This window comes from Adlercreutzia sp. ZJ138 (assembly GCF_011038935.1).
In the GTDB taxonomy this organism is placed as follows: domain Bacteria; phylum Actinomycetota; class Coriobacteriia; order Coriobacteriales; family Eggerthellaceae; genus ZJ141.
In genome coordinates, this window is record NZ_JAAKEA010000020.1 from 1 (window position 1) to 13,947 (window position 13,947).

Consider the following 13,947-nt stretch of genomic DNA (forward strand, 5'->3'; position numbering starts at 1 on the left):
GGAAAATCCGGGCCGGGAGGACTTTGCCTCTTGACAAGGCTCGGGACATATGAATTCCATGTAGCAAAGCTTGTAACAGAAGCTGTTGATGATGTACGACGTCGGCTTACTCGTACAATCGAAGATGACATAGACCACAAAGAACAAAGACGTATCTTGCGCAAGGCTGCCAAACTCATGCTCACCAGAAAAGACATGCTCAAACGGCAAAAAGAACGTGAATGCGTAAGATGTTCCCTTGAGTCTATCGGGGCAGATGATCTGAAACGAGCCTATCTTGCCCTCCAGCTTTTCTTCGAATGGTCTGATACAACCTTTGAAAGCCGAGACGATATGGAAACCGTTTTGAAGCGATGGATATCTATCGCTCGACGCACTGATGTAGCTGAGGTGCGCTCTGTATCTAACACCATAAGCAAACGTAAGACCTACATCGTAAACGCCTAGGAATACGAACGTACTAACGCTATTGCAGAAAGCCTGAACCGACAGATCAAAGACATCATTCGCACATGCCGTGGCTTTATGAGCTTTGGGGCTTTGAGACGTCGCTGTTTGTTGGTGCTTGGACATAAGCGAGAACCCAACAAGCCCATCCCGCTGTTTACAAGAAGCGACAAGAGAAAGGAGGGTGCTAACTAGCGAATAGGTCAAGTGCGATGGGCACAAGGTCTCCCCCACACAGGTTGTAACATATTCGATTTTCTGGCTTTTTGTCATCTTTTTTGAAGCTACTCTATGGAAGGCTTGGGTTAGTGTGCCCTCTTTTTGCCCCCAAGTGACAACTTGGGGTTAGATTCTCTTTGTTTTACCTGCTCAGTCATTAGATTTGGCTATTATTCCCACACGAATTAAGACTTATCCTAGTTAGGATTGGGGTCTCTAAAAAGTTGAAGAATTTCCCTGTTTCAGGATATTTATGCGGCCTCCCCCGCGTTTCTTCGCTGATTCGCACAAATCTTCTGACCTCCTAATATAGTTGGGCGACCTGCGGTATCAAAACGCAGGACTACTCCCAAACCTTGTGCCCTATGGTCATCCCGTCCGGCGCACAAAGGTAAACTGTTCGCTGTGGATGCAGGTGTGCCCGCGCGTCGGGAAGGTAGGTAGAAAGGAGAGGATGCAGCTCCCCTTCCTGCCCTAAGATAGCCCGTGTCAATAGCAGAACGGAGTAATGCCATGAAGCACGAGATGACACCGATTGAAGAGAACACACCACGAAGGCGTGTGTTTGCAAGGAAGGTACTTAAAGAGAAACTAGCCACGACTGGACCAACATGATATAGTGCGCTGAAAAGTGCGACTCTCTTTCCAATTGGACAAACCTTGCCATCAAAAGCGGTATCCCTGAGATGAAGCGAGCTGCCAAGAGCATCAAACGCAACCGAGAAGGTGTGCTTGCCGGATACAAGCTCAATATGACCAACGCCACAGCTGAGGGACTCAACAACTCGATCAAGGTAATGAAACGCATGTGCTATGAGTTTAAGACCTTTGAACGAATGCATATGCGTTGTTTGTTGTCTTTGGGATACATAAGAATCATCAAGCGCGGCGTCAAGATTAACGGTGTCAAGTTCGAGTATCCAAGTCTCTAGTGAATCGCTCGGGAAACGGAGGTGATGTCCTTGATCAACGCCGCGCTGCCGTGCAAGAAAGCAGTGATGTTCCTGGTCGATCTGCGCCCATAGGGCTCTGAGAACCGACTTTTCGTAAAACCGCCCCATCAAGGACATGAGCCACTGTGCCCAAATTTGAGCTTGTACAGGGGTTTTAGTTGTCAAAGATACGTTCAATTCCGAATGTTTTGCCTGATGGCGAGTTGAATATTGCGATTTAGAACCAAGTTTGTTTACCAGAACCATCACAATCAATAAAGTTGGGTGACCTGTGGCATCAAGGCGCAGAGCCTTTGGCTCTCTAAAACACCACAACTTGCCTCAACAAGTTTAACCATGGATTTTTCTCCAAATACCTCGCAAACAATCTGTTTTGTATTCATCATGCTGATGGCCAGGTGAATGAATTAGCTCTTCAAGTTCTTGCTCGCAAATCGACATGTTGTCGCAAAGCATGCTCTTTACTCTAGCAAGATACCCCTCTTCACACATGGGTTCAGACAGTTCCCTTAGCGCTTCGTCTCTGCTCATTTGGCCAGATACGATCATGCTAGACAAATGAGATGTCCTCTTATCAACCCCGAATTTCTCCGGCAACCAACATAGCTGCAAAAAAGCAGTAAGGTAGTTCTCCAAGTGCTTTCGTCCATAGTATTCGAATCCGCAGTATTCATTAAGCTCGTCAAAAGCACGATCGCGATTGTAGTCAAGCATGTTAAGCGGACGTATCGTCTTTTGCCCTAACACGATCCTGTCCCACTTCATGCGATAGCGAGAGATAAAGGGAAGCTTATCAATAGACGAAGCCCCAAACCTCTTTTGAATATCACGCAAGTTAACCAAGTCATACGGATCCCAAGTGTTCCCAACCTGAAGAATGCACTCGAGTGCATAATTCCCGCCCGAAAGAAAAGTATCGAGACTGTTCTTTCGCGCGAAATCATAGAGGGCTGCAAATAGAATGTTATCCTGAGGCACAGCCAGATTAGGGACGCCGGCACGCATGTAAGCGAGAGTAAGCGCATTATACTGCTGCGCATCAGGCGAAATGACAACGAGCCTGATGCCCGACTTCTCGCATAATTTCCGAATGTTTTCCTTCGAAATCTCGGTATCGTAGCCATCATCAATATGAACAGCGGCAATTCTTAATCCCCATTGAGAGGCTCCGAGGTAAGCAAGATAAGAGCTGTCGAGTCCTCCCGACAGGCCCATAAGGCAATCGAATTCTTTGCCTTTACCTTGTTCTTTCAGTTGCCTTATTAGCGTCTCCAGCTTGGCTGCGCCATCTTCATCAGGGAAATAAGTGGCTTCCCCTTGCTCGATCGCATCTGTGCAATAATTGCAAACACCGCTTTCGTCAAACCTAATATATGGATCAGCAGCGTCGTTCATAACGCAGCGCGTGCAAGTTGTTGCTTCGCTCATCTGGTTCTCCCTTAATTCACCCATCTATTTCTTCTGTAAATATGCAACTAATCGCCGCCATTCTCTCATTTAAGCGGCCACGTTAAGGCGGTTCTGATGACAGGCCGATACTTTCACACCTTTCTCATCCGCACGCCGAATGATCTCATCAGCATCAGCTATCGACATTGCCATGGGCTTTTCGATAATGAGGTGCTTACCGGCGTCAATGCAGTCAAGGGCAATACGTGCATGCTTGCCGCTTTCGGTAGCGATAGCCACAAGTTCGATCTCAGGGTGATCTGTAAGCATTTGCTTGTAGTCGGCATAACGCTTAGCTTCTGGGAAGCATCCACAGCCTGCCTTTTCTAGCATGATGTCGAACTTGGAGCTGTCAATATCGCACATTGCCACAAGGTCAAGACTGTTGTTCGCCACTGCCTTGATGTGGTTTACTGCGATGCGCCCACACCCAATGATTGCGTACTTCATCTAGAGCATCCTTTCGCAAGGCCAACAACGCTGTCGGCAATTCGTTTTGCCGCATTCCCGTCTCCGAAGGGCTGGTAGTCTCTATCTATTGTTTGCGGCTTTTCCATTGCAGTACGTATCGACTCCCTGGTGGGACGTGCGAGAAGGTTGCGCCCGTCTACCATTGTTTCCGGCCACACCTTAAAATCGAGTATCGTCGTGCACTTAACACCAGCAAAAAACGCCTCGCGCTGCAACCCACCTGAGTCGGTGATCACCTGCTTTGCATGGTTGACCAGATACACGCTCTCGAGATACCCCACCGGCTCCACGAAGAGAATGTTTGAAAGACTGTCTTTTGCAGCCAAGCGCTTCACCATTGAGCGGTTACGAGGATGAACGGGGTACACAACTGGTGAGTCTAAGCTCGACAAAGCATCAAGAAGGCCCGACATCGTCTCATCCACGCCTGTGTTTTCCTCGCGATGGCAGGTGACGTAGTAGAACTCCTCAGGCAGCTCTAAGCTTGCACCCTCACCGAGAATACCTGTGAGCCTCGGCTTTTTTGCTACCTCCGAATAACGCAGGAATGCATCATACATAGGATCGCCGACGAATTCTGCCCTATCGGCGAGGTTTTCTAGTTTAAGGTTGTCGAAGTTTTCCTGCGTGCAGCACAAGAGCTTCGTAGCAACGTGGTCGGTACAAATCCGGTTAATCTCCTCAGGATTCGTCGCCGAATGCGTCCTCGTTCCCGCCTCAACATGCACAATAGGAATATGCAGCTTTGCCGCTGCAAGCGCTGCCGCAAGCGTCGAGTTGGTATCACCATACAGCAACACCACAGCGGGATTGCTCTCTATCATTTGCGTCTCGAGTGCCTCGAGCATGCGTGCCGTCATTTGTCCGTGCGTGCCACCCGACACGCCCAGATTCACCTTCGGCTCAGGAATATCCAACTCATCAAAGAAGGTCTGTGACATGTTCGCATCGTAGTGCTGCCCTGTGTGGACAATCTCTTCCTTTACACCTTCATATTCTGAAAGAGCATGGGAAACTACCGCAGCTTTTATGAACTGTGGACGTGCGCCCACCACAGTCATGATCTTGGCAGTCACTTACAACACCTCGATGTTGTCGCGAGACTCAACCGCCTTCATGGCATTCTTTGTGTCAAGCACTGCTTTGGCATGCTTCTGAACGAAGTCGTAATCAACGTTGGTGTGTGCACAGGTGACCAAAACAATATCGGCCGAGGCAATTGCCTCGGCCGATAGCTCAGACAAGCTCTTACGTGTTTTGCCTTTGTAGCAGTATTGTGGCACCCATGGATCGTAGTAGGTCACGTTCGCTCCCCGCGCTTCCAAGCATTCGATAACCCGAAGAGCAGGGCTTTCCCGGTAGTCATCGATGTCTTGCTTGTAGGCCACACCTAAGACCAAAACGTTAGCACCTTTAAGTGACTTCTCATGTTCGTTGAGAACGCGAGCTGTTCGATCTACGCAGTATTCAGGCATTCGGTCGTTTACCATCATGGATGCTTCTATCATGGACGTATGGAATCCATACTCACGTGCCTTCCAAGACAGGTAGTAGGGATCAAGTGGTATGCAGTGGCCACCGAGACCCGGGCCAGGGTAGAATGCCGTGAAGCCATAGGGCTTGGTCTTTGCAGCGTCGATGACCTCCCATATGTCGATTCTCATGCGATCGCATAGCATCGCCATTTCATTCACAAGCCCTATGTTGACGTTGCGATAAGTGTTCTCAAGTATCTTTTCCATCTCGGCCACAGCAGGGCTAGACACACGAGTCACACCACCCTCGAGTACAGCTTCATACACTGCTGCAATACATTCAAGGGCTTCTTCGCCGATGGCACCCACAACCTTCGGGGTGTTCTTTGTCTTGTAAATGAGGTTGCCCGGGTCAACTCGCTCGGGACTAAAGCCCAGATAGAAGCTCTCACCACAAACGAGTCCTGAACCTTTCTCAAGGATGGGTTTGATGAGTTCTTCGGTGGTACCGGGATAGGTGGTGGATTCAAGCACCACCACCACACCTTCTTTGAGGTAGGGCGCAATCTCTTTTGCCGATGCTTCCATATAGGAGGTGTCGGGCTGCTGGTGCACATCAAGAGGAGTGGGAACACAAATTGCCACAAAGTCGCACTCGGAAATGCGAGTAAAGTCGGTGGTAGCCTCAAGCATGTCGTCACCCACCAGCTGGGCAAGGTCTTCCTGAACAACATCGCCGATGTAGTTCTCGCCACGGTTTACCATGTCAACCTTCTCGGCTTGTACATCAAAGCCGATGGTCTTAAAGCCTGCCTTCGCTTTCTCAACCGCCAGCGGCAGACCGACGTAGCCAAGCCCCACCGTGCCGCAGATCAAGCCACGATCCGCCACCTTCTCCAAAAGCGATTCCTTCATCTACAAACCCTCCTATTCGATTGTCAAAGTACTCGGCATGACTACCGGCAGTTTTCCTTGATATACTCGACGACATTCGCCATAGCTGCATCCATGCTTACATGTTCCTCGGCGTAGTGCCGAATGCGAGAAATAAGTCCTCGCTCGGTTTCCCGACGGTAGAGCTCGTCGTGAAACTCCACCAACTTACCCACGTCAACGGGAGACTCATCGGCAGGAACTTGAAGACAGAAATCAACCGGATAGCTCTTAAATACATCGATCTCCCCAGAGTAGACAAAAGGGATCCCTTTCGCCAAATACTCTCGCGTCTTCAGTGTCGAAGCGCGATCAATTCCTATTCGATGAAGCCCTAACGAAGCTATTGCCATAGAACAGCGATCGTATACCTCGTCCATCTGCGCGCGATCGCACTGTCCGTAGAACGCGACAGAGTCGTCAAGGGCAAGCCCCTCTGCCATCCCCTTCAAGCGGCGCAGCTCCGACCCTGCTCCCATCAGATGAAGCCTAATTTTTCGACCCCCTCTCGACTGCTTATACTTAGCGAGTCCGGCTAACAGCCGATCAATACCATGCCATCCTGCGAAGGTTGCAGCACACGCAAGGTTTAGAGTGCCTACAGAAGATATGCCGCTTGGTGTCCTGGGACTAATGGACCTTAAATCAATGCCGTTGATAATCTGAATGGTTGGTATGCCAAAGATCTTATCATGTCCCGACAAATCAACAATTCGATCAACGTAGTTCTTTAGATAACGTCTGTGATACCCATCCTTCACTAGAAGAGGCCAAGTCCGCAGCGTTTTCATCTCACTATCGTAAGGATACGTCGGAATTTCCATCAAGATCTTCAGTGCTGGGTTGTCGCCTTTCAACTTCGAGAGAAACTGAATGCAGGACGCAGTTAAAGCCGGTTTTCTTATGTAAATGTAATCAATAGAGTTCCCGCAAATCTTTGGCCAAACTTCAAGTCCCCTACATCCCGGTAACCGATGAAGTATCTTCAATACAATCGAATAAGGAGTGTCATATGTATTCAAGTCGAGCGAATCGCCGACTTTGCTCAACACATTAACTTGTGAGTTTATTTTTCTTGCAATACCAGGACATGCAGCATAATCCAAGCATCTTCGACTGCAGAGAACCATCCCTCTTATGGGTGTTCTGGATTTCATGTGGTTCAGTCCTCATTTCTGACCTTTTCCAAGTCGTACACAGCTTTCCCATAAGGTTTTGTGTGCACACCGAACCCTTCTGGATTGAGTGTGTGCGAAATCCTCATCATGCGTCCTACCATAAGACACCGGATGCGGGCTACATATCACCATCTGAAAGCAAGGGGTGTAAGGCGCCACAAACCTGCATCCTATAATTGATCCCGCGGCAGCGGACAGCACCCGCCGCCGCGGGCTGGCACCCTGCATCCCGGAAAAGGAGCCCAATATGGGACGCAAGGGAACCGTCAACATTGATACCGCGGTATTGGATCCGCGAAAGGCAACATCGAGAGAAGAGCTTGCCTTAGAAAGAATGGAGACAAACAAAGCCTGTGTGCAGGATTTCATAGCCGTTGAAAACCTGTATGTTCGTTGCCAAAATGAGACAACGAACGCGAAATGAAAAGAGCCCTTGGTAACTGGATAAGCCAGGCTCAAAACTGCGGGATTAAAGATTTTGCTACTGCTGCAAACAGTATCAAGGGCGTAAAGGAATACATCGTAAACGCTTATATGACGGGAAAGACCAACGCTTATGCCGAAAACGTCAACCGCAAGATCAAGGACATGAAACGCCGAGCTTGTGGGTTTACAAACTACAAGAGCATGAGACGTCGCCTTTTGCTTGCATATGGCTATCCTGCACTCGATAAGGGAGGAGTGACACTGCCCAACCACAACAAGTAGGCCGCAAATTGCGAACCCTCCAACTTGTTGGAGGTGAGGCATTTGGTCTAGATTTTTAAGGTTTAACACCACTTTTTTGAAATTCCCCTGCAAGGGGCTTAGGTAGGTGCGCCCTAATAGCGGGCTAATTTGGGTGACTCACCATCGACTTTTATGTGTTTTGCTTTCATCATCGCAGATCAGGCTAAGCTTTTACTCAAATCGTCCACACTAAATCCTGGACACCCCTGTTTTTGCGTGGTGGGCCGTTTTTTGAGTCTCCCCATGCCCCCAAGCCTTACAGTCTGAAAAGCTGGACGGGTGTTATTATTCAACGAATAGAGGGACGAGATACCATGCCCGTCCGCTGATCTAATCGGGGTCTTAGGGAAGCTAGCACCTCCCCAAAGACCCCTATGGCAGCCCGTACCCTCGGAAAGTAAGAGGATCATGGAGAACACAGGCAATACCACCGAAGGAGTAAAAGTGCGTCTATACGAGCGCATAGCGATTAGGCTCTCGCTTAACCGGCCATTCGCACGTGCCGAGGCTTTATGAGCTTTGAGACTTTGAAATGCCGTTGTTTGTTGGTACTTGGGCACAAACGAGAACACAACAAGCCCATCCCGCTGTTTACAAGAAGCGACAAGAGAAAGGAGGGTGCTAACTAGCGAATAGGTCAAGTGCGATGGGCACAAGGTCTCCCCCACACAGGTTGTAACATGTTCGATTTTCTGGCTTTTGGTCATCTTTTTTGAAGCTACTCTGTGAGGGGCTTACGTGAGTGTGCCCTCTTTTTGCTCCCAAGTGACAACTCGGGGTTAGATTCTCTTTGTTTTACCTGTTCAGTCATTAGATTTGACTGTTTTTCCCACATGAATTAAGACTTACCCCAACTGGGACGCATCTGTATCTGGATTCAATCGCACGTTTTCTGAACAGCCCATGAGCTCGATACTCTCTACCTCATTAGACCAAGCAGACGACAGCATCTACAGAACATATCGAAGCAAGCTCTCCCCGCATTAGAAATAACAGCCGCAATGCGCTCTCTACGCCTTGCGCTTTTATCCCTAATTACATAGTCACTATACGATTGAAGCTCTAACCACAGTGATTCCGAGTCATAAACGCATTCCGCAGGTACCTGAGCATAGACCGCACGGAGAGAGGCAAAGCACCTCGATGCGCATGCCTTCTCGAGTTCGGGATACCAATCAACGATGTCCTCTTTCATTGTTCGAGTGACATGCAAGATCGAATTCATTTTCTTGCGCGTATATTTCATTTGCGTGATGCCTATCGGGTTGCTTCGATACGCGTAGAGCGAAGGGGCGTTAACGACAGCAACAGAATCCACTGCGCGAATAACGCGATAGATCGTTGCCATGTCTTCGTACAATAAACCTTCGGGAAACAGGTGCTCCTTCATTATGTCCGTCAGATATAACCTGAATTGGGCACCATTGGCGTATCGCTGATACAGGAGTCTCTCTTGATACGCTACACTTGGCACTCTTTGGACACGGGGCGTCGTTGCCGCAGCACCGAAGTCGTCCCAAAGACTTATCTCCTCCCCATCCGAAAATACAACTGGCGCTGGAATTGCCGCGATGTCCGCGCGAGTCGTCATAATCGCGTCATAGAGAACCGATATGAAGCCGGGTGCGACATAATCGTCGCTGTCTACATACGCCACGTACGTGCCATCTGCTATCGCAGTGCCAGCGTTTCTCGCCGCGCTCAACCCCCTGTTTTCTTGGTGGATCACAACAAAGCGGCCATCTAGGCGCTGATAGCTGTCGCAAATGTCACCCGACGCGTCAGAAGAACCGTCATCTACCAGGATTATCTGCAAATGCTCATAAGTCTGGGCCCTTACGCTTTCGAGACATTTTTTGAGATATTTCTCCGTATTAAAAACCGGCACTACAACGCTAATGAGCGGTAGATCGTTGTGAGCTCTTGTTGTCGTTTCAGCCTCCTCGCTTCCAAAAAAAGCGGCATCAAAAGTAAAATTCAGATCAGACACCCGACCAAAGTTCATATGGCACGACGCCTCCGCTGTTCGAAAGCAGCAGAGCAACGTAATAGGCCACCATCAATGAAATCAAGAGATAGGGTAAGAAGACATCGCGATCCCGCCTGATATTTTCCTGCAGCGCATTTGAAAGAGAGCACAGCAAGAAAGGGGTGAAATACCCAGCAATTCTAACCATCAACGCCAAGTCGAAGAATAGCAGTCGCAACGATATGGCTAAGAAAGCAAAGAAAAGAACTTGCTTTTGCACGCCCCCTACAAGAAACGCTTCCCTTCTTCTGACAAGTTCAAGCACAAAGTACATCAGGATAGCGAGATACAATACGGACGCTCTCCCCTGAGATGTATACGTGGTAGAGCTTATCGAGTACATTTCCCCATAGCGATAAAATATTCCGAAGAAAACAGAGGTCAGCGGAATGTAGGCAATTCTCAGAATTAAGCCTATGGCCAAAGCCCACGCCAGCATTCTTGACGGAGCAACATCTCTCTTTCTAAGCACAGATAGCAAAACAACGCAACTTAAGGCAAAGACGACGGCGGTGCCGTGAATACCTATAGCCAGAGCAGCCAAGAGTATCGCAGCCGCCCTCTTCCTCTTCGACCAAAGAACAAAGGCCACCAGGCACACCCCAACGGCAAGCTCTTGACGCATAATATTGAACGCTGTTAAATAGGTATAAGACAGCAGAAACAAGACCGCTGCCATTGCGGGGTTTTCGGAAAACTCTCGGAAAAAAAAAGCGAAGCACAAGCAAATCACAAGTGAGTTTGCCGCCAAAACGGCCTGAACCGAAGGCACAACAGCCCAAACGCCCTTGCACCAAAGAGCATAAACAGGCGCGTACTCGAATACTCCGCCCACGAAGCGCCATGACTGAGGAAACGGAGTCATAATCGCCTGCTTTATAACCGAGATCGCAGTCATGGTGTCGGTCCCAACTGATGGCGCTCTGCAGGCCATCACGACAGCCAGCATCGCAAATATGACACACAGGGCGCCCTTTTGCCTTTTTGCTACCCCTCCTATAAGAAGGAACACCAGGAAAACTAGCAGCAGCAGGACTAGATAGGCTGTCACAATCGACACCCATCTGGGCACCCGCCAGCACCACGAGCATCCAAAAGAGCGGCTGCCTTTGGTTCGCGAGAGCCAAGCACTTGATCAAGACAGGGATGAGGAACACCCATGTAGTACCCCCCCACCCGTCCATTTTTGATCTTGGCAGCAACCCACACCGCAAGAACGACAGAAGGGATTAGTCCGTAATAGAAAATGATGCCTATCGGTGTCGAGTGAATCTCAAGGGCAGGCCCACCTGAGGCAAAACGCCACATGAAGCCCTCCCCGCTCCCAAAGACAAGATACTCTGGATGCTCAACAACCTTGACCAACTGACGATCTGCGATAAAGCTCTCTACCAACGAACCGCCGTTAAACTTGGTAAGAAATTTATGGGCAAGGCTATCGCCGAACAATGCTGATACAGCTGAGCCGACACTCAGCCCAACAGACAAGCCAGCAATACACAAAGCCATCCCCAAGAACGCCAGAAATAGCCACTTTCCTGCGGAAAGACGCAAAAACAATATAGCATTCACGACAAGGCAGACGTAATAAGCGCCGAAACCGAGAAACATGCCGACCGAAACAGATTGGTAGACAAGAAACAAAGCTACCGCATCATCAAAGAAAGTGCTTCTCTTTCCTAGCTTTTTTTCTCCCATCTTAATAATGAGAAACGCAAAAAAGACAAAAACGCCGAATTGATTAGGATCGTTAAACGTGCCCATGTACCGAGAGCCGCCATAAGTACTCCCGAGTCCGGTGAAATAAATCAAGAGCTGAATCAGGAGATCAAACCGCAAGAGGATGATCGTCGCTTTTAAAAAGGTCCTATTATCAGCATGGTAACCAAATACTATAACGGCAAACAAATTGTAGAGATACATAAGTGACGCGCCGATAATGCCTATATTCCCATATTGGGCAGCATAGACGCCATTAACCACAAAAGTCAATGCGACAAAGCAAACGAGCCAGCCATCGGAGCGTTTAATGACAACTGAGAACCCCTGCGCAACCAGCAGGGCTAGCAAAGACAGCATTAGAAACAAATCACCGAGTTGAAATGACCCCGATTTCATTAGGTAAAATGGCTTCAAAATGATAAACGCATAGAAACAAGCTCTCGATAAGAGCATTAGGCTAAGTTGAGGTTTGATTGCTGATGGCTGGATTTGCATCCTAAAACACGGGATGATTCTTTTGCTTTCAGTCACTTGCACACCCCCTCTTCCTATGCTCTAAGCCGAATCTGCTTCGACCCCGCATTTCCAAAACAAGGATCGCCTTCGACCATCGGACCGCCTTCTTAGCCTGACGTCGCATAAATGGTCCTCATTACGCTAATGACGGATTCGAGGTAAAACTTCTCGTCAAGCTTCAGGTCGTTTTTCCGTGAGCTCGCCTCCCCTGCTCTGATGAGGTCAACGAGGCTGTCAGGAGAGCGCGGGGAGAACAGTCGGACACCCGGGAGTATGTCCCGGCAGCCCCTGATATCAGATGCCAGCGCATACGTACCGCTTGAAACCGCTTCCATAAGGCTGACCGGCAGCCCCTCCCTGAACGAGGGATGCACGTAGTAGTCCGCGATCGAGTAGAGCTCGGCGACATCTTCCCTTCTACCGAGAAAAGAAACCCTGTGCCCGAGCCCCAAGGACTCTGAGTATCTTCTCAAATCACCCAGGAGGGGGCCTTCGCCTGCAACAAAGTAGCGGAACCTTTCGTCCTTCAGATTGACTAGCGCATCTATTACCAGCTTGTGGTTCTTGTTGGCGTTAACCTCGCCAACCGACAAGATAAGAACGTCGTCGGGTGCCAGACCCATGAGTCCCCTCTTGAGAGAGCGCTCCTCTTCGCCCAGAAGACCCTCATGGAACTTCTCTCTGTCGAGACCTACGCCTAGGACGAGAACTACGCTTTCGGTCTTAAAACGCTGTGCCCTTCCATAGTCCTCTTGATTGATGGTGACCAGGGTGTCCGTCCAGCGCGAACACAGCCTTTCTATTGGGTAGTAGACAAGCCAGTTCAGGATCGGCGATCCCTTATAAAAGTGAAAGCCGTGCGCCGTATAGAACACCCGCAAACCGTTGCCCCTTAGCTTCCTGCAAGCGAGGCGCGTACACGCTGCGGCAACGGGAGTATGGCAGTGGACAATGTCGTACGCCTGCCCTTCCGCCAGCCTTCTGATTTGGCGCACGGCTTTCACATTGCCCCAGCTGAGCGGGCTTCTGCTGCAGCTCAAATGGTAGACATGACATCCCCATTCCCCATAGCAAGAGGGGACGGGGGCACCAGAGTCACCGTTGGCGATGTCAACCGTATGCCCCTCGGCGATCAGCTCTCTGATCAACTTCTCGAAGAACACCATGGTGGCGCCGATAGTCGTGACGTAGAGAATCCTCACGATAGCGTTGCCTTATCAGACGACATCCCTGCAAACTCCTCCATGGTCGCAGAGGTTTCGCTGCTGATACCGGTGCGACAGAGGAGGATCTTGAACGTGGCGATGAACACCTTCACATCCATGGCAAAAGTGCAGTTGCGGGCGTACTCGACATCGAACTTGAATTTGTCCTCCCAGCTGAGGGCATTGCGGCCATTCACCTGCGCAAGTCCGGTCATGCCAGGGCGCACATCGTGGCGATGCCGCTGCTCTTCGCTGTATAGGGGCAGATACGCTGTCAGTAACGGACGCGGGCCGATGAGACTCATATCGCCTTTGAGGATGTTGAACAGTTCCGGGAGCTCATCGAGACTGGTGGAGCGTAGAGCTTTACCGAATCTCGTCAGGCGCACTTCGTCGGGCAGTAGATCGCCATGTTCGTCACGCTCATCGGTCATCGTACGAAACTTGTACAATTTGAAAATCTTCTCGTTCTTACCGGGACGTTCCTGGGTAAAAAACACCGGACTACCCAGCTTTACTCTCACTAGAACGGCCAAGATGATGTAAAGCCACCAAAACAGGGCAAGGAAAGCCAATGCGATGGCAAAGTCAAGTGCTCTTTTCACGTAGCGTTCGTACACG

Annotated in this window: 12 protein-coding genes and 2 pseudogenes; 4 read left to right on the forward strand and 10 right to left on the reverse strand. The window is 49.7% G+C overall.

All coding sequences use genetic code 11. From position 1 onward, the window contains the following. The first annotated feature begins 30 nt into the window (after positions 1-30). Together G7Y43_RS08460 and G7Y43_RS08470 are read left to right on the forward strand one after the other, a co-directional pair. Positions 31-642 (forward strand): annotated as a pseudogene (locus G7Y43_RS08460) (transposase). A 674-nt stretch (positions 643-1,316) separates the two neighbouring features. Next, a pseudogene (locus G7Y43_RS08470) lies at positions 1,317-1,598 on the forward strand (transposase); the annotation flags it as partial. Between the two features lie 351 nt (positions 1,599-1,949). On the opposite strand, the gene G7Y43_RS08475 reads toward G7Y43_RS08470, so the two are convergent. The 5 genes from G7Y43_RS08475 to G7Y43_RS08495 form a co-directional block, all read right to left on the reverse strand. Beyond that, a complete protein-coding gene (locus tag G7Y43_RS08475; protein WP_165045973.1) occupies positions 1,950-3,047 on the reverse strand; it encodes an N-acetyl sugar amidotransferase in 1,098 nt (365 codons plus the stop codon). Positions 3,048-3,116: 69 nt separating this feature from the next. Continuing rightward, a complete protein-coding gene (locus G7Y43_RS08480; protein WP_165045974.1) occupies positions 3,117-3,518 on the reverse strand; it encodes a Gfo/Idh/MocA family protein in 402 nt (133 codons plus the stop codon). Beyond that, complete coding sequence (gene wecB, locus G7Y43_RS08485; RefSeq protein WP_241158217.1) at positions 3,515-4,615, reverse strand: non-hydrolyzing UDP-N-acetylglucosamine 2-epimerase; 1,101 nt, start codon at positions 4,613-4,615, stop codon at positions 3,515-3,517. Before wecB ends, G7Y43_RS08480 begins: the two co-directional genes overlap by 4 nt. Next, a complete protein-coding gene (locus G7Y43_RS08490; protein WP_165045975.1) occupies positions 4,616-5,929 on the reverse strand; it encodes a nucleotide sugar dehydrogenase in 1,314 nt (437 codons plus the stop codon). Between the two features lie 41 nt (positions 5,930-5,970). Next, on the reverse strand, positions 5,971-6,771 hold the full coding sequence (locus tag G7Y43_RS08495) for a glycosyltransferase (RefSeq protein WP_165045976.1): 801 nt from the start codon (positions 6,769-6,771) through the stop codon (positions 5,971-5,973). Positions 6,772-7,372: 601 nt separating this feature from the next. On the opposite strand from G7Y43_RS08495, the gene G7Y43_RS08500 reads away from it, so the two are divergent. Together G7Y43_RS08500 and G7Y43_RS08505 are read left to right on the forward strand one after the other, a co-directional pair. After that, the gene (locus G7Y43_RS08500; protein WP_165045977.1) at positions 7,373-7,549 is read left to right on the forward strand and encodes a hypothetical protein; all 177 of its coding nucleotides are present in this window, start codon (positions 7,373-7,375) and stop codon (positions 7,547-7,549) included. Continuing rightward, a complete protein-coding gene (locus G7Y43_RS08505; RefSeq protein WP_165045978.1) occupies positions 7,546-7,833 on the forward strand; it encodes a transposase in 288 nt (95 codons plus the stop codon). Before G7Y43_RS08500 ends, G7Y43_RS08505 begins: the two co-directional genes overlap by 4 nt. A 940-nt stretch (positions 7,834-8,773) precedes the next feature. Here G7Y43_RS08505 and G7Y43_RS08510 read toward each other — a convergent pair. The 5 genes from G7Y43_RS08510 to G7Y43_RS08530 all read right to left on the reverse strand — a co-directional run bounded on the left by G7Y43_RS08510 (position 8,774) and on the right by G7Y43_RS08530 (position 13,946). Then, positions 8,774-9,859, reverse strand: coding sequence for a glycosyltransferase family 2 protein (locus G7Y43_RS08510; RefSeq protein WP_165045979.1), 1,086 nt, complete (start codon positions 9,857-9,859; stop codon positions 8,774-8,776). After that, positions 9,837-10,934: an EpsG family protein gene (locus G7Y43_RS08515; RefSeq protein ID WP_165045980.1), complete on the reverse strand. Its 1,098-nt coding sequence runs from the start codon at positions 10,932-10,934 to the stop codon at positions 9,837-9,839. Before G7Y43_RS08515 ends, G7Y43_RS08510 begins: the two co-directional genes overlap by 23 nt. Beyond that, positions 10,931-12,136 (reverse strand): hypothetical protein, encoded by a 1,206-nt coding sequence (locus G7Y43_RS08520; RefSeq protein ID WP_165045981.1) that lies wholly within the window; start codon positions 12,134-12,136, stop codon positions 10,931-10,933. The genes G7Y43_RS08515 and G7Y43_RS08520 overlap by 4 nt, the downstream gene beginning before the upstream one ends. Positions 12,137-12,228: 92 nt before the next feature. Next, a complete protein-coding gene (locus G7Y43_RS08525) occupies positions 12,229-13,323 on the reverse strand; it encodes a glycosyltransferase (protein ID WP_165045982.1) in 1,095 nt (364 codons plus the stop codon). Further along, positions 13,320-13,946 carry a sugar transferase gene (locus G7Y43_RS08530; protein WP_165045983.1) on the reverse strand — a complete coding sequence of 209 codons (627 nt, stop codon included), beginning with the start codon at positions 13,944-13,946 and terminating at the stop codon, positions 13,320-13,322. Before G7Y43_RS08530 ends, G7Y43_RS08525 begins: the two co-directional genes overlap by 4 nt. Position 13,947 lies beyond the last annotated feature (1 nt).

Coding starts and splice junctions, on each gene's coding strand:
- G7Y43_RS08490 (WP_165045975.1), bottom strand. CDS start 5,929: ATGAAGGAATCGCTTTTGGAGAAGGTGGCGGATCGTGGCTTGATCTGC.
- G7Y43_RS08475 (WP_165045973.1), bottom strand. CDS start 3,047: ATGAGCGAAGCAACAACTTGCACGCGCTGCGTTATGAACGACGCTGCT.
- G7Y43_RS08505 (WP_165045978.1), top strand. CDS start 7,546: ATGAAAAGAGCCCTTGGTAACTGGATAAGCCAGGCTCAAAACTGCGGG.
- G7Y43_RS08500 (WP_165045977.1), top strand. CDS start 7,373: ATGGGACGCAAGGGAACCGTCAACATTGATACCGCGGTATTGGATCCG.
- G7Y43_RS08480 (WP_165045974.1), bottom strand. CDS start 3,518: ATGAAGTACGCAATCATTGGGTGTGGGCGCATCGCAGTAAACCACATC.
- G7Y43_RS08495 (WP_165045976.1), bottom strand. CDS start 6,771: ATGGAAATTCCGACGTATCCTTACGATAGTGAGATGAAAACGCTGCGG.
- G7Y43_RS08510 (WP_165045979.1), bottom strand. CDS start 9,859: ATGAACTTTGGTCGGGTGTCTGATCTGAATTTTACTTTTGATGCCGCT.